A 15,441-nucleotide genomic window follows, 5' to 3' on the forward strand; every position below is an offset into this window, starting at 1 on the left:
AGGAGAGACGGCCCCCACCTTTCTCATCGGGCTATTCGGCCGCCTCGGCGACCGGCATGTAGTTGAGGATGGGCGAGAGCCAGCGCTCGACCTCGCGCACCGGCATGGCCTTGCGCGCGGCATAGTCCTCGACCTGGTCGCGCTCGATCTTCGACACGCCGAAATAATGGGCGTCGGGGTGGGCGAGATAGAGGCCCGAGACCGAGGAGCCCGGCCACATGGCGAAGCTCTCGGTGAGGCGGACGCCGATCCGCGCCTCGGCGTCGGTGAGGTGGAACAGCGTCGCCTTCTCGGTGTGGTCGGGCTGGGCGGGATAGCCCGGCGCCGGACGGATGCCGCGATAGGGCTCCTCGACCAGCTCGTCCGGGCCGAAAGCCTCGTCCGGCGCATAGCCCCAGAGCTCGCGCCGCACGCGCTGGTGCATGGCCTCGGCGAAGGCCTCGGCGAAGCGGTCGGCCAGGGCCTTGACCATGATCGAGGCATAGTCGTCATTGGCGCGGGCAAAGCGCTCGGCGATCGCCTCCTCCTCGATCCCGGCGGTGACGACGAAGGCGCCGACATAGTCGGGCTTGCCGCTGTCCTCCGGCGCGACGAAGTCGGACAGCGCCAGGTTGGGCCGGCCGTCGCGCTTCGCCAGTTGCTGGCGCAGGGTGAAGAAGGTGGCGAGCGTCTCGCGCCGGTCCTCGCCCGTGAACAGGCGGATATCGTCGCCGACGGCCCCGGCCGGCCAGAAGCCGACCACCGCCTTGGGCCGGAACCACTGCTCGGCCACGATCCTGTCGACCATCGCCCGGGCGTCCTCGAACAGCTGGCGCGCCGCCGCTCCCTGCTTCTCGTCATCCAGGATGGCGGGATAGCGCCCCTTCAGTTCCCAGGTCTGGAAGAAGGGCGTCCAGTCGATGTAGCGGGCGAGCTCGGCGAGATCGTAGGTCTCGAACACCTTCGTGCCGAGGAAGGACGGTTTCGGCGGGTCATAGGCGGCCCAGTCGATCGCATGCGCGTTGGCGCGGGCGCGGGCGATCGGCAGGCGCAGCTTCTCCGCCTCGTTGCGGGCATGAGCGGCTGCGACCTTGACATATTCGGCCCGCACGGTCTGGCGATAGTCGGGGCCGGCCTCGGGCGACAGCAGGCTGGAGACCACGCCGACGGCCCGGCTGGCATCGGTGACGTAGACGGCCTGGCCGCGCTCGTAGCGCGGATGGATCTTCACCGCCGTGTGGACACGGCTGGTCGTCGCCCCGCCGATCAGCAGGGGAATGTCGAAGCCCTCGCGCTCCATCTCGGCGGCGACATGCGCCATCTCGTCGAGCGAGGGCGTGATCAGGCCGGACAGGCCGATGATGTCGACCTTCCGCTCGCGGGCGGTCTCGAGGATCTTCGCCGACGGCACCATGACGCCGAGATCGATGATCTCGTAGTTGTTGCAGGCCAGCACGACGCCGACGATGTTCTTGCCGATGTCATGGACGTCGCCCTTGACGGTCGCCATCAGGATCCGGCCGGCGCTCCTGCGCTCGCCGCCGCCGTTGGCCGCCTTCTCAGCTTCCATATAGGGCAGCAGCACGGCCACGGCCTGCTTCATCACCCGGGCCGACTTGACCACCTGCGGCAGGAACATCCGGCCGGAGCCGAACAGGTCGCCGACCACGTTCATGCCGGCCATCAGCGGGCCCTCGATCACGTGCAGCGGCCGCTCGGCTGCCAGGCGCGCCTCTTCGGTATCCCTCTCGATATAGTCGGTGATGCCGTTGACCAGGGCATGCTCCAGGCGCTTCTCGACCGGCCAGTCCCGCCAGGCGAGATCCTGCGCCTTGGCCTCGCGGGCGCCGGCGCCCTTGAAGCGCTCGGCCAGGGCGAGCAGGCGCTCGGTCGCGTCCTCGCGGCGGTTGAGCACCACGTCCTCGCAGGCCTCGCGCAGCTCGGGGTCGATCGACTCGTAGACCGCGAGCTGGCCGGCATTGACGATGCCCATGTCCATGCCCGCCTGGATGGCATGGTAGAGGAACACGGCATGCATGGCCTCGCGCACCGGCTCGTTGCCGCGGAACGAGAAGGAGAGGTTGGAGACGCCGCCGGAGATGTGGGCATGCGGCAAGGTCTGCCGGATGGCGCGGGTCGCCTCGATGAAGGCGACGCCGTAGCCGGCATGCTCCTCGATGCCGGTGGCGACCGCGAAGATGTTGGGGTCGAAGACGATGTCCTCGGGCGGAAAGCCCGCTTCCTCGGTCAGGAGCCTGTAGGCGCGGGTGCAGATCGCGACCTTGCGCTCGTAGCTGTCGGCCTGGCCCTGTTCGTCGAAGGCCATCACCACCACGGCGGCGCCATAGGCCCGCACCAGCCGGGCATGGTGGAGGAAGGCGTCCTCGCCCTCCTTCATCGAGATCGAGTTGACCAGCGGCTTGCCCTGCACGCATTTGAGGCCGGCTTCGATGATCGAGAACTTGGAGGAATCGATCATCACCGGCACGCGGGCGATGTCCGGCTCGGCGGCGACGAGGTTGAGGAACTCGACCATCGCCTTTTCCGAATCGATCAGGCCCTCGTCCATGTTGATGTCGATGACCTGGGCGCCGTTGGCCACCTGATCGCGCGCCACCTCGAGCGCCGCCGCGTAGTCGCCGGCGGTGATCAGCTTGCGGAACCTGGCCGAGCCGGTGACGTTGGTGCGCTCGCCGACATTGACGAAGGGGATGTCGGTGGTGAGCGTGAAGGGTTCCAGTCCGGAAAGCCGCATCAGCGGCACGTGCTCGGGAATGGCTCGCGGCTTGTGCCGGGCGACGGCCGCGGCAATGGCGCGGATATGCTCGGGCGTGGAGCCGCAGCAGCCGCCGACGATGTTGACCAGGCCCTCGCCGGCGAAGCCTTCGATCTGCGCCGCCATCGCCTCGGGGCTCTCGTCGTACTGGCCGAACGCGTTGGGCAGGCCGGCATTGGGATAGGCGCAGACCAGCGTGTCCGCCGCCTCGGCGAGCTCGGCAAGGTGCGGGCGCATGGCATTGGCGCCGAGGGCGCAGTTGAGGCCGATGGTGAAGGGCCGGGCGTGGCGCACCGAGTGCCAGAATGCCGTCGGGGTCTGGCCCGACAGGGTGCGGCCGGAGAGGTCGGTGATGGTGCCTGAGATCATCACCGGCAGCTCGACGCCTTTCTCGGCGAAGATTTCGGTGCAGGCGAAGATCGCCGCCTTGGCATTGAGCGTATCGAAGATGGTCTCGATCAGGATGAGGTCGGCGCCGCCGTCGATCAGGCCGCGGATCTGCTCGCCATAGGCGATGCGCAGGTCATCGAAGGTGACGGCCCGGTAGCCCGGATTGTTCACGTCGGGCGAGATCGAGGCCGTGCGGTTGGTCGGCCCCAGCGCGCCGGCGACGAAGCGCCGCCGGCCGTCCTGGCGCTCGGCCTTCAGCGCGGCGCGCCGGGCAAGGCGCGCGCCGTCGCGGTTGAGCTCGTAGACCGCGGCCTCCATGCCGTAGTCGGCCTGGGCGATCGAGGTGGAGGAGAAGGTGTTGGTCTCCAGGATGTCGGCGCCGGCCATGGCATAGGCGTAGTGGATGGCCTCGATCGCCTCGGGCTGGGTCAGGGTCAGGAGGTCGTTGTTGCCCTGCAGGTGGCACTCGCAGCCGGCGAAGCGCTCGCCGCGGAAATGAGTCTCTGTGAAGCCGAGGCCCTGGATCTGAGTGCCCATGGCCCCGTCCAGCACCAGGATGCGCTCGCGCGCGGCGGCGGCGAGGGCGGCGGCGGCCGTCTCGCGGTCGCCGGAGAGGGCGTCTTCGAACAGCGCATCGATCGACATGGCCATCGCGGCATTCCCATCAATAAATCATGATATCAAGATATCTTTATGTGAAGTATAACGTATGAAGGCGGCATTGCAACGACGTTGTCGGCGGCGGGAGCAGGCCCCGACGCGGCCCGGCGGGCAACGGCCGTGCACGACGGCGACGATGAGGACGCCGTCCCGATCCTCTTCGTAAAGAACGACGTTGCTTCCGTGTTCATGGCGCCGCAGGTTCGGGGCCCCGGATGTGCCGGCTTTTTCGTCACGTTCTGGCCCAGCCGGGATGCCGATCAAGTCGGCAGGGTCCATCGGCAGCAGAATGGAGCGCGGAGAAGGCTTTTTCGCACCTCGTTCCGGCCCCGACATGCCGAGTTTTCGGACAAGGTCGTGTCGATGCCATGAAGGAAAATCTCAAGGAGTCCGGCGTCCGCGCGCTGCGACGGACGGCAGCTACTCATTCACGGCGCCACGCGATCGCGCCTTGGCCTTGGCAGCCGCAAAAATGTCGCGGACTCCGCGCGGACTGATGCCGCTCGCCTTGGCGTTGGCGACCAACGTCCTCAGTTCGTCCAGGGTCAGTTCCTCGGCCCGGTTCTCTCTGTCTCGGCGGATCAGATCCCGCACGTAGTCGCTTGCACTGGCATACTCGCCTTGCGCCAGAATCTGCTTTTCGATCCATTCCTTCATGGGGTCGAGCAGGGAGATGGTCATTGCCGCCATGGCTACTCTCCTTGGCCGATATGGGCTCGATAAGAAAATAATCATAATACTTTTCGTCGGCATGCAAATGCCTCCGGGCTGGAATGACGGATCCTGTGAACGCCGGTCCGATGGGACAGGCCGCGCGGCCGTTCAGTGCGTGGTTTCAGGCATCCCGGGGGATGCGGTTGCGGCGCCTCCCGCCCCGTCGCCGCGGGACGATGGTCGCCCCCACCTCCAGCGTGTCCAGCAATGCCTGGATGTGGGGTAGCGCCGGGTGCGGCTGCGGCAGCGTGGCGAGGCGCCGGCGCAGCCGCGATGCGGCGTTCGCCATGTCCGTCGTCGCCGGCTGCCCCATGATCCAGGCGAGCAGCAGCAGCCGGGCCCGGCCCGGCCAGCCGGACGGGCCGCCGTCCCCGCCGGTCCGCAGAAGGCCGTGAAGCATGATGGCATCCGGGCAGGGCTCGGCGACGGCGGGATCGAGCCCTGCCGTCTCGGGCCTCAATCCCACCGGCGGGGATGCCGCCCTTGCGCCGGGGCGCCGGCCGCGGATCCGGCCCGTCATGCCGTTGCGCGTGTTCATGCCGAAGTCCCGCGTGACCTTCGCCGCGTTCGGCGGGCCGACGCCTCGAACGCCCATCGGACCATGTGTCGCCCCACCCGTTTGAAGCGCGGCGGCGCGCCACGGCTGTTCAGGACATCGCCGCGGCCTCGTCCCGCCGCGTCGCGGCCTGGCCGCGCAGCAGGCGGGCGGCGGCGACCATGTTGGCGATGGCCGGGCGCACCTCCTCCCAGCGCCGGGTCTTCAGGCCGCAATCGGGGTTCACCCAGATCTGGCCCTCGGACAGGCGCTCGGCCGCCTTGCGGAGCAGCGCCGTCATCTCCTCCACGCTCGGGCAGCGCGGCGAGTGGATGTCATAGACGCCGGGGCCGATCTCGTTGGGGTAGCGATAGGCGGCGAAGGCGTCGAGCAGCTCCATGTTGGAGCGGGCGGTCTCGATCGAGATCACGTCCGCATCCATGGCTCCGACGGCGTCGATGATGTCGTTGAACTCCGAGTAGCACATGTGGGTGTGGATCTGCGTCGCATCGTCCACGCCCGAGGAGGCGAGCCGGAAGCATTCCACCGCCCAGTCCAGATAGGCCTTGCGGTCGCGGCGGCGCAGCGGCAGCCCCTCGCGGATCGCCGGCTCGTCGATCTGGATGATGCGGATGCCCGCCTGCTCCAGGTCGTGGACCTCGTCGCGCAGCGCCAGGGCGATCTGCCGGCAGACCTCGTCGCGCCGCAGGTCGTCGCGCACGAAGGACCATTGCAGCACGGTGACCGGGCCGGTGAGCATGCCCTTCATCGGCCGCGGCGTCAGCGACTGGGCATAGGCCGACCATTCCACCGTCATCGGCTGCGGCCGCGACACGTCGCCGTAGATGATCGGCGGGCGCACGCAGCGCGATCCGTAGCTCTGCACCCAGCCGTGCCGGGTGAAGGCGAAGCCGACGAGCTGCTCGCCGAAGTACTGGACCATGTCGTTGCGCTCGAACTCGCCGTGCACGAGGACGTCAAGGCCAATCTCCTCCTGCCAGCGTACCGCCCGCGCGGTTTCCTCGCGCAGGAAGGCGCGGTAGCCGGCATCGTCCATCACTCCCTTGGCGTGGGCGGCGCGCGCCTTGCGGACGTCTCCGGTCTGCGGGAAGGAGCCGATGGTGGTGGTCGGGAAGGCCGGCAGGCCGAGCCATTCCTGGGTCCGGCGCCGCAGGGCGTAGGGGTGCTGGCGCCGCGCCATGGCGGGCTTGACGGCGGCGATCCGCCCGGCGACCGCCGGGTCGTGGATGCGCGGCGACGAGGATCGGGACGCCCGGGCCGCGTCGGAGAGGGCGAGCTCGCCGGCGGCGGCGCCGCGGCCGTCGACCAACGCCCGCGACAGCACCGCGAGCTCGCCGATCTTCTGGACGGCGAAGGCGAGCCAGCTCGCCAGCTCCGGATCGAGGTCGGTTTCGAGGGCGAGGTCGAGCGGCACGTGCAGCAGCGAGCAGGAGGGCGCCAGCACGACGCGATGGGCGCCGAGCTGCTGCACCGCCGGCTCCAGGCGGTCGAGCAGGCCGTTGAGATCGGAGCGCCAGACATTGCGCCCGTCGATTGCCCCCAGCGACAGCACCAGGCCTTCGGGCGCCTTGCGGATGGCGGCGTCGAGCTGCTCCGGCGCCCGCACGAGGTCGAGATGCAAGCCGGCCACGGGGAGGCCGAGGGCAAGGTCGAGATTGTCGCCGAGGCCGCCGAAATAGGTGGTGAGCATGATCCTCAGCCGCGGCGCCGCCACGGCCAGGGCGTCATAGGCGATCCGCATCGCCGCCTGCACCGCCGGGCTGGAGTCGAGCACGAGGCAGGGCTCGTCGATCTGCACCCAGTCGGCGCCCGCGGCCGCGAGGCGCGACAGCACCTCGGCGTAGACGGGCAGCAGGCCCGGCAGCAGGGACAGCGGCGAGAGCGAGGCGTCCCGGCTCTTGCCGAGCAGGAGATAGGTCACCGGGCCGATCAGCACGGGTTGGGTCGGGATGCCGAGGCGCCTGGCTTCGAGGAACTCGTCCACCGGCTTCGTCGAGGCCAGCTCGAAGCTCTGTCCGCGGCGGAACTCCGGCACCATGTAGTGGTAGTTGGTGTCGAACCACTTCGTCATCTCCAGGGCGGGCTGGCCGGCTCCGGGGTGGTGATGGCCGCAGTCCGCCGCATGCGCCTCGGCGTGGCTGCCGCGGGCCATGGCGAAATAGGTCTCCAGCGGCACCGGGCCGCCCCGCCAGCCATAGGGCTCGGGCACGGCGCCGACCATGGCGGTGGTGTCGAGGACCTGATCGTAGAGCGAGAAGTCGTTGGAGGGGATATGGGTGACGCCGAGGGCGCTCTGGCGGCCCCAGTTGGCGGCGCGCAGCCGCGCCGCCGTTTCCCGCAGGGCGGCGGCGTCGGTGGCGCCGGCCCAGTGGGATTCCAGGGCGGTCTTGAGTTCGCGGCGGGGGCCGATGCGCGGGGCGCCCAGGGTGCTGACGGGAATGGACATGCGTGATCCTTCGGCCGGCCGCCGCAGGACGGCGCCGGCTCGCTGATGGACTGGGAAGGGGAGGCGGCGTGGCCGGCTATGGCCGGCCTGGGCGCCGGCATCGTCGGCCGGACGCGGAGCAGCGGCGCGGAGGATCGAGCGTGGATTTCAGCAGATGGGAGTTGGACATCGGCAGACCCCAAATTCTTGGGGGCAAAGGCCGAGCGGATGCGCGCAGGCAGTCACGGGTGCCGGCGGGTTCGGGAGAGCCTGCCGATCGGACGCAGCCATGCCACGCGACCACCGGGGCACCCCGCCCGAGGACGTCAGGACCGTCGAGGCAGGTCTCCTGGCTCGCGGGTCGTCGCCCCTGTCCCGCCTTCCCACCCTCCGATCCCGGACGGCAGTGGCCTGTTCGGACAGCGGCTCTCCGCTCACAGTTGCGGGGGCAGCCCCGGCCTTGCCTCGCGGCTCACCGGATTCCCTCTTGGCTCCATGCGGACGGCCCGCATGGAGAACCTCGACGGCGGCAATGGAGCACGGGGACGGCAAAGCGTCAAGTATGATATAAACGCATCTTTATATTGACATATGAAATTTGGGAGGGATCGCAAGCAAGACGGCCCGCCGGAGGGGCTCTCCGGCGGGCCGTGGCGGTCGGTCTTGTCCGTGCTCCGGTCAATCCTTGACCGTATCCTCCAGGAAGAAGCGGCCGAGCGGGTTCTGGTCGAAGCCCTGGATGGTCTTGCGCGAGACGTTGCGATAGGGGCTGTAATAGAGGTCGATCCAGTTGACGTCCTCCTTGGCGGTCTCCTGGATCTGCTTGTACATGGCCGCGCGCTTGGCCGCGTCCGGCTCGCTGCGCGCCTCTTCGACCAACGCCTTCACCGTCGGATTGTTGTAGTGGGTCATGTAGTTGTTGTTGCTGTCATGGCCCAGCACGAAGGTGGTCTTCTGGTCGGGATCGAGGATGTCGTTGGTCCAGTAGTTGACCGAGATGTCGTAGGCGCCGTCCACCAGCATGTTCCAGCTCTGGCCCGGGTCGACCTTCTGGATGTTGACGGTGACGCCGACCTTGGCGAGCTGCTGCTGCAGCAGCACCGAGATCTGCTCGTCGACCTCGTTGCCGGCATTGACCACATAGGTCAGCGTCAGGTCCTTGGCCCCGGCCTCGGCCAGCATCGCCTTGGCCTTCTCCGGGTCGTAGGGTCGGGCCGGATTGGCGGCGTTGTAGTAGAGGGCCCCCTTCGGGACGTAGGAGTTGGCGACCTCGCCGAGGCCGAAGATCACCGTGTCGATGATCGCCTGCTTGTCGACGGCGTAGTCCAGCGCCTGGCGCACCTCCTTCTTGGCCAGCAGGCCGTGCGAATGGTTGATCAGGAGATGGTCCTCGCGCGTCGAGGGATCGAGGTGGATGGTGAGGTTCGGATCCTTCTGCAGCTCGGCGACGCGCGAGAACGGCACGAAGATCGCGGCGTCGAGCTCGCCGGCCTGGACCTTGAGCATGCGGGTGTTGTCGTCGGAGACGATGATCCACTCCACGCCGTCGAGCTTGACGCGGTCGGCCTGCCAGAAGTTCGGGTTCTTCTCCAGCACCACCCGGTCGCCGCGGCTCCACTGCTTCAGCGTGAAGGCGCCGGAGGAGACCGGCTCCTCGGCATAGGCGTCGCCCTTGGCGGTCACGGCCTTCTCGGAAACGATCGAGACGCCCGGCATGGCCAGCGTCGACAGGAACGGCGCCGATCGCGTCTTCAGCGTCACCACCAGGGTGTGATCGTCCTTGGCCTCGGCCGAGGCGACGTTCTTGTAGGAATCGCTCCACAGCGAGCCCTTGTCGTCGCGGATGCGCAGGATCGTGAAGGCAGCGTCCCCGGCGGTGATCGGCGAACCGTCGGAGAACTTCGCCTCGCGCAGCTTGAAGGTGTAGGTGAGGCCGTCCGGCGAGACCGTCCAGCTCTCCGCCAGGCCCGGCTCCAGCTTGGTGCCGGAGCGGTCGACGCGCACCAGCACGTCGTACATGTTGGAGAACACCCAGAAATCGGTGTTCTGGGCCGACTTGATCGGGTCGAAGGTGGTGCTGTCCTGGTCCTTGCCGATGGTCAGCACGCCGCCCGCCTGTGCAAGCGGAGCGCCGAGCAGCGTGGCGGCGAGGAGCGCTCCCGCCAGGCGTCGCAGTCCTTTCAACATCATGCTCTGGTTCCCTTCCGGTTTTTTCCGCCGCTTCATGCGGCTGTGACGAGAGGCTGCCGGGCGTCGAGGAGGCAGGCCGAGGCATGGCCGTCCTCGCGCCGCAGCGGTGGCGGCGGATCGGCGGCACAGCGCGCCTCGGCCGACGGGCATCGCGGGTGGAACGGGCAGCCGGCCGGCAGGTCGAGCGGGCTCGGCGGCTCGCCGCGCACCGGATCATCCGGCAGGCGCCGGTCGGGATCGATATGCGGCACGGCGCGCAGCAGCGCCGCGGTGTAGGGATGGCGCGGCGCGCTGAAGACGCGGTCCGTCGGGCCTTCCTCGACCAGGCGGCCGAGATACATCACCGCGACGCGGTCGCAGAGCCGGCGGACGATCGACAGGTCATGGGCGATGAAGAGGGTGGCGAGGTCGCGCTGCGCCTTCATCTCGATGAACAGGTTGATGATCTGGCCCTGGATCGAGACGTCGAGCGCGGCGACGCATTCGTCGGCGACGATCAGCTTCGGCTCGACCGCCAGCGCCCGGGCGATGCCGACGCGCTGGCACTGGCCGCCGGAGAGGGCGGCCGGCCGGCGGTCGGCCAGATCCGGGCGCAGGCCGACGCGCTGCAGCAGCGCCGCCACCGCCTCGGCCTCGCCGCCGCGCGGCAGCCGGCTGTGCACATGCAGCACCTCGCGCAGGGTCTGGCCGACGGTCATGCGCGGGTTGAGCGCGTTGAACGGGTCCTGGAACACCATCGCCGTCCGGCGGCTGAGCGTCGTCCGGGCGCGGCGGCCGCCGGCCGTCACGTCCTCGCCCATGAGCCGCACCCGGCCGGACGTGATCGGCCCCAGGCCGAGGATGGCCCGGCCGAGCGTGCTCTTGCCGCTGCCGGACTCGCCGACGATGCCGAGCGTCTCGCCGGCCCGGAGCGTCAGCGACACGCCGTTGAGCGCCTTGACGCTGCGCCGCTTCAGCCCGAGCGGGCCGCCGCCGGGCGCCGGGAAATGCACGGTGAGGTCCTCGACCTCGAGCAGCGGCGCCGGGGTCATGCCGCTGCCTCCGTGGCGAGCAGGGGTGCGTGGCAGGCCGCGGCCCGCCCGCCCTCGAAGCCGCGCATCGGTGGTTCCTCCCGCTCGCAGGCGCCGATGCGGTGGCTGCAGCGCGGATGGAAGCGGCAGCCCGGGGGCAGGGCGTCGAGAGAGGGCGGCTGGCCGGGAATGGTGGCGAGCAGGCCGCTGCCGCCGCCGTCCGGCTGGCAGGCGAGCAGGCCGGCCGCGTAGGGATGCAGCGGCCGGCGCAGCAGCGCCCGCGCCGGGCCGCGCTCGCAGATGCGGCCGGCATACATCACCGCGATGGCGTCGCAGGTCTGCGCCACCACGCCGAGGTCATGGGTGATCAGGATGATCGACAGGCCTCGACTGTCGCGGATCTCCTTGAGCAGGCGCAGCACCTGCGCCTGCACGGTGACGTCGAGGGCCGTGGTCGGCTCGTCGGCGATCAGCACGCCGGGGCGGCAGGCCAGGGCCACCGCGATCATGGCGCGCTGGCGCATGCCGCCGGAGAACTGGTGCGGATAGTCGTCGACCCGGCGGCCCGGATCGGGAATGCCGACCTGGCGCAGCAGCTCGACCGCCTCCGCCCGGGCCTCGCGGCGCGACAGGGCGCCGTGCAGGCGCAGGCCCTCGCCGATCTGCTCGCCGATGCGCATGACCGGATCGAGATGGCTGGCCGGATCCTGGAAGATCATGCCGATGCCGCGCCCGCGCAGGGGCCGCATCTCCTCTTCGGGCAGGCGGGCGATGTCGCGGCCCTGGAACACCACCTGGCCGCCGCCGATGCGCAGCGAGCCGGAGGGCAGCAGGCGGATCAGGCCGCGGCAGGCCATGGTCTTGCCCGAGCCGCTTTCGCCGACCAGCCCGAGGATCTCGCCGGCGCCGAGGTCGAAGGAGATGCCGTCGACGATGCGCCGGCCGGCGCCTTCGATGACGAGGTCGCGGACGCTGAGCACCGGGGCGGTCATTCGCGGGCCCCCAGAAGCTCGCCCAGGCCGTCGCCGAACAGGCTGAAGCCGAACGCCAGCAGCACGATGGCGACGCCGGGAAAGGCGGTGATCCACCAGGCCGTGGTGATGAAGCCCTGGCCCTCGAACACCATGACGCCCCATTCGGCCGTTGGCGGCTGCACTCCGAGCCCGAGATAGGAGATCGAGGCCCCGTTCAGCAGCACCAGCACCGCGTCCGACATGGCGAAGACGCAGGGACCGACCAGGGCGTTCGGCAGGAGATGGCGGAACATGATGCGCAGGTGGCCGAAGCCCAGGCTGCGCGCCGCCACGGCGAAGTCGGCATGGCGCAGCACCAGGAGCTGGGCCCGCACCAGCCGGGCATAGGAGACCCAGCCGACCAGGGCCATGGCGATGAAGAAGCTGGAGAGGCCGGGACCGAGGATGGCCAGGATCGCCAGCATCAGCACCAGGAAGGGGAAGGCGAGGACGATGTCGATCAGGCGCATGAACAGCGTGTCGACCAACCCGCCGAAATAGCCGGCCACGGTGCCGACCACCGTGCCGATGGCGAAGGGAAAGATCACCCCGAGCACCGCGATCTGCAGGTCGACGCGCGCGCCCCAGATGATGCGCGAGAGGATGTCGCGGCCGAAATTGTCGGTGCCGAGCGGATGGGCCAGCGAGGGCGGCTGCAGGCGCAGCGCCGCGTCCTGCAGGATCGGGTCGTAGGGCGCCAGCAGCGGCGCCAGCACGGCGACGGCCAGCCAGAAGCCGAGGATGGCGGCGCCGGCCAGGAACGGCCCGAGGCCGCCATGGCCGCGCCAGGCGGCGGGCAGGAAGCGGCGCGGCGCGGGCAGGGCCGGGGCGTTCACAGCTGCACCCGCGGATCGACGGCGACGGTGAGCACGTCCGCCACGATGTTGACGATCACGGTCGCCACCGCGAACATCATCGCCACGCCCTGCACCACCATGTAGTCGCGTGCGAAGATCGAGCGCACCAGGAGCTGGCCCATGCCCGGGATGGCGAAGACGCTCTCGATCACCACCGTGCCGCCGATCAGCCAGCCGATGTTGACGGCGAGCAGGTTGATGGTCGGCACCAGCGAGTTGGGCAGCACGTGGCGGCGGAAGATCGCCGCCTCCGGCAGGCCGCGCGCCCGTGCCGCCACGGCGTGGTTGGAGCCCATCTGGGCGATCATGGCGGCGCGTAGGCTGCGCGCCAGCACCGCCGACAGCGCCAGCGCGATGGTGAGGCAGGGCAGCACCATGTGGCTGAGCTTCTCCGTCAGGCTCGAGCCGTAGCCTGCCACCGGCAGCATGCCGAGCTTGACGCTGAAGCCGATGATCAGCATCAGCCCCAGCCAGAACGGCGGGAAGCCGAGGCCGGCGGTCGAGACGATGCGGATGGCGTGATCGGCGAGGCGGCCGCGGTTGCGCGCCGCCAGGCTCGCCAGCGGCACCGCGATCAGCAGCGCCAGCACCACGCTGCCCAGCACCAGCACCAGCGTCGGCTCGATGCGGTTGGCCGTGACGCGCAGCACGTCGATGCGGTAGACGATCGAGGTCCCCATCTGCCCGCGCAGCAGGTTCTCGATGAAATAGAAGTATTGCGCCCAGAGCGGCTCATCGAGGCCGAACTGGGCGCGGATATTGGCGAGCGCCTCCGGCGTGGTGCGCGGCCCGAGCAGCAGCCGCGCCGGATCGCCGGGGATCGAGCGCACCAGCACGAAGGTGATGACGCTGATGCCGAGCAGCACCGGCAGCAGCTGGAACGGGCGGAACAGCAGGAACCGGTATCGGTGCATCCGGCCTCAGGCTCCTCCGCGATGCCGCCCGAGGAAATCGAGCAGCACGGGGTAGTAGGCGCCCGGCTCCTCGTAGAACGGCATGTGGCTCGAATTCGGGAACACGGCAAGCCGTGCGTCCGGCAGGGCCCGCTTCATCCGCGCCGCGCAGGCCGGCGTCAGCTCGTCATGCTGGCCGCAGGTGATGAGCACGGGAACGGTGATGCGCGGCAGGTCGGGCACGCGGTTCCAGTCCTTCAGGTTGCCGAGATAGAGGAACTCGTTGGGTCCCTGCATCGTCTCGTACGGCGCCATGTTCCAGTCGTCGAGCGAGCGGCGCACCGGAGCCGGCCACTCCGCCAGGCGGCAGACGTGACGATAGTTCAGGATGGTGATGGCGGCCAGATATTCGGGATGGCCGAGCGTGCCCTCGGCCTCGTGACGCTGCATCATCGCCACCGTCTCCGGCCCGAGCGCGGCGCGCAGGCGCTCCAGCTCGCCGACGAGATGCGGCATGTCGGCGACCGTGTCCTCCAGGATCAGGGTCTTCAGCGCCTCGGGATGGGCGAGCGCATAGTCGATGCCGAGCCAGCCGCCCCAGGAATGGCCGAGGAGGTGGACCCTGCCCAGCCCGAGAGCCCGGCGGACGGTCTCGGTCTCTGCGACATAGCGCTCGATCCGCCAGAGCGAGGCGTCGTCGGGACGGTCGGAGGCGCCGGTGCCGAGCTGGTCGAAGGCGACCACCCGGTAGCCGTGGTCGATCAGGCAGGAATGGGCCTCGCGCAGATAGTCGCAGGGCAGGCCCGGGCCGCCGTTGAGGCAGAACACCACCTCCTCGCCGCTGCCGAAGCTGTAGGCGACGACCCTGTGGCCGTCGACATCGATCTCATGCCGCTGGTCCGGCTCGATTTCACGCCACACGTCCGCCTCTCCCCTGTCGATGGCGCAGGTTATGCGGCGGCCGCCCTGTCGGACCAGCTATCATTTCTGATAGGGTTGCGCCGCCGATGCCCGTCATCCCGCCGTCACGATCCTCTTGCCGCAGTGCAGCAGGCTCGGATAGGCTGGGTCATGGTGGTGCCTGGAAGCCCCTGCAACCTCATCCGGACGAACTGGACGCCGTGCTCGCGATCCCGGATTTGACAGCCCGCATCGAGCGGGGACGCACCCTCGACGACCGCATCGACGCCGCCTTCGCGCTGATGGGGCCGATGGGCTTCGATGCGCTGATCTACGACTACACGCCCGTGCCGTTCCGGCCGGACGGCACGATGATCAGCCCCTCGCTGCTGCGCCTGCGCCGGGCGCCGGAGGACATGTCCGAGCTCTGGTGCCGCCAGGGCTACTACCTGATCGATCCGGCCCAGCAGGTGGCCTCGCGCTCGATCACGCCCTTCATCTGGTGCTACCGCAAGAACTCCGACACGGTGATCAACCGGATCATGAGCGAGGCGCATGTTCCGGTGGTGCGCTACCTGCACGACACCGACATGACCTGCGGGGTCACCGTGCCGATCCACATGCCGCGCGGCGACTACGCCACCGTCACCGGCGTGCGTTTCGACGCCGAGTCCGATTATGAGCGGGCCGCGCACGAGGTCGTCGCCGACTTCTCCCTGCTCGCCCACGTCTTCCACGCCGCGGCGGTGCCGCTCTACGACGCGGCGGCGCTGAGCTGCCAGGTGGCGCGGGTGACCGAGCGCGAGCGCCAGTGCCTGCGGCTGTCCGCCGAGGGGCTGACCGCCAAGGAGATCGCCCACCGGCTCGACCGCTCGGTCGCCACCGTCGTGCTGCACCTCAATTCGGCGGCGCGGCGCCTGGGCGCCCGCAACCGCGTCCATGCGGTGACGCTGGCGGCGCATTATCGCCTGCTGGAGGATTGAGCTCCGGCGCCGCCGCGGGGCGAGGTTCGGCGACCCGCGCGCCGGGTCGGCGGCTTGCGCACGCCTTTCGGCACGGGCTCGGCGGGCCGCCCTTT

The 15,441-nt window shown here is 69.6% G+C and carries 11 protein-coding genes and 1 riboswitch; of the genes, 1 reads left to right on the forward strand and 10 read right to left on the reverse strand.

What is annotated here, in order from left to right; translation table 11 throughout:
- Positions 1 to 31: 31 nt before the first annotated feature.
- The 10 genes from metH to AC27L4_RS22965 all read right to left on the reverse strand — a co-directional run bounded on the left by metH (position 32) and on the right by AC27L4_RS22965 (position 14,384).
- Positions 32 to 3,796 carry a methionine synthase gene (gene metH, locus AC27L4_RS22920; protein WP_487144683.1) on the reverse strand — a complete coding sequence of 1,255 codons (3,765 nt, stop codon included), beginning with the start codon at positions 3,794 to 3,796 and terminating at the stop codon, positions 32 to 34.
- A 429-nt stretch (positions 3,797 to 4,225) separates the two neighbouring features.
- Positions 4,226 to 4,495: a ribbon-helix-helix domain-containing protein gene (locus AC27L4_RS22925; protein ID WP_487144684.1), complete on the reverse strand. Its 270-nt coding sequence runs from the start codon at positions 4,493 to 4,495 to the stop codon at positions 4,226 to 4,228.
- Between the two features lie 145 nt (positions 4,496 to 4,640).
- On the reverse strand, positions 4,641 to 4,919 hold the full coding sequence (locus AC27L4_RS22930) for a hypothetical protein (protein WP_487144685.1): 279 nt from the start codon (positions 4,917 to 4,919) through the stop codon (positions 4,641 to 4,643).
- A gap of 247 nt (positions 4,920 to 5,166) precedes the next feature.
- Positions 5,167 to 7,521, reverse strand: a complete 2,355-nt coding sequence (gene metE / locus AC27L4_RS22935; RefSeq protein WP_487144686.1) for a 5-methyltetrahydropteroyltriglutamate--homocysteine S-methyltransferase — start codon at positions 7,519 to 7,521, stop codon at positions 5,167 to 5,169.
- 301 nt (positions 7,522 to 7,822) lie between these two features.
- Positions 7,823 to 8,038, reverse strand: a riboswitch (cobalamin riboswitch).
- Between the two features lie 140 nt (positions 8,039 to 8,178).
- The gene (locus AC27L4_RS22940; protein ID WP_487144687.1) at positions 8,179 to 9,690 is read right to left on the reverse strand and encodes an ABC transporter substrate-binding protein; all 1,512 of its coding nucleotides are present in this window, start codon (positions 9,688 to 9,690) and stop codon (positions 8,179 to 8,181) included.
- 32 nt (positions 9,691 to 9,722) lie between these two features.
- Positions 9,723 to 10,721 (reverse strand): ABC transporter ATP-binding protein, encoded by a 999-nt coding sequence (locus AC27L4_RS22945; RefSeq protein ID WP_487144688.1) that lies wholly within the window; start codon positions 10,719 to 10,721, stop codon positions 9,723 to 9,725.
- Positions 10,718 to 11,692 carry an ABC transporter ATP-binding protein gene (locus tag AC27L4_RS22950; RefSeq protein WP_487144689.1) on the reverse strand — a complete coding sequence of 325 codons (975 nt, stop codon included), beginning with the start codon at positions 11,690 to 11,692 and terminating at the stop codon, positions 10,718 to 10,720. The genes AC27L4_RS22945 and AC27L4_RS22950 overlap by 4 nt, the downstream gene beginning before the upstream one ends.
- Positions 11,689 to 12,549, reverse strand: a complete 861-nt coding sequence (locus AC27L4_RS22955) for an ABC transporter permease (protein WP_487144690.1) — start codon at positions 12,547 to 12,549, stop codon at positions 11,689 to 11,691. The genes AC27L4_RS22950 and AC27L4_RS22955 overlap by 4 nt, the downstream gene beginning before the upstream one ends.
- Positions 12,546 to 13,484: an ABC transporter permease gene (locus AC27L4_RS22960; RefSeq protein ID WP_487144691.1), complete on the reverse strand. Its 939-nt coding sequence runs from the start codon at positions 13,482 to 13,484 to the stop codon at positions 12,546 to 12,548. Before AC27L4_RS22960 ends, AC27L4_RS22955 begins: the two co-directional genes overlap by 4 nt.
- A 6-nt stretch (positions 13,485 to 13,490) precedes the next feature.
- A complete protein-coding gene (locus AC27L4_RS22965) occupies positions 13,491 to 14,384 on the reverse strand; it encodes a proline iminopeptidase-family hydrolase (protein WP_487144692.1) in 894 nt (297 codons plus the stop codon).
- A 218-nt stretch (positions 14,385 to 14,602) separates the two neighbouring features.
- Between AC27L4_RS22965 and AC27L4_RS22970 the strand changes: the two genes are divergently transcribed.
- The gene (locus tag AC27L4_RS22970) at positions 14,603 to 15,346 is read left to right on the forward strand and encodes a LuxR family transcriptional regulator (protein ID WP_487144693.1); all 744 of its coding nucleotides are present in this window, start codon (positions 14,603 to 14,605) and stop codon (positions 15,344 to 15,346) included.
- Positions 15,347 to 15,441 lie beyond the last annotated feature (95 nt).

It is taken from the genome of Labrys sp. Lb11, from assembly GCF_057554225.1.

Coding starts and splice junctions, on each gene's coding strand:
- metH (WP_487144683.1), bottom strand. CDS start 3,796: ATGGCCATGTCGATCGATGCGCTGTTCGAAGACGCCCTCTCCGGCGAC.
- AC27L4_RS22925 (WP_487144684.1), bottom strand. CDS start 4,495: ATGGCGGCAATGACCATCTCCCTGCTCGACCCCATGAAGGAATGGATC.
- AC27L4_RS22930 (WP_487144685.1), bottom strand. CDS start 4,919: ATGCTTCACGGCCTTCTGCGGACCGGCGGGGACGGCGGCCCGTCCGGC.
- metE (WP_487144686.1), bottom strand. CDS start 7,521: ATGTCCATTCCCGTCAGCACCCTGGGCGCCCCGCGCATCGGCCCCCGC.
- AC27L4_RS22940 (WP_487144687.1), bottom strand. CDS start 9,690: ATGATGTTGAAAGGACTGCGACGCCTGGCGGGAGCGCTCCTCGCCGCC.
- AC27L4_RS22945 (WP_487144688.1), bottom strand. CDS start 10,721: ATGACCCCGGCGCCGCTGCTCGAGGTCGAGGACCTCACCGTGCATTTC.
- AC27L4_RS22950 (WP_487144689.1), bottom strand. CDS start 11,692: ATGACCGCCCCGGTGCTCAGCGTCCGCGACCTCGTCATCGAAGGCGCC.
- AC27L4_RS22960 (WP_487144691.1), bottom strand. CDS start 13,484: ATGCACCGATACCGGTTCCTGCTGTTCCGCCCGTTCCAGCTGCTGCCG.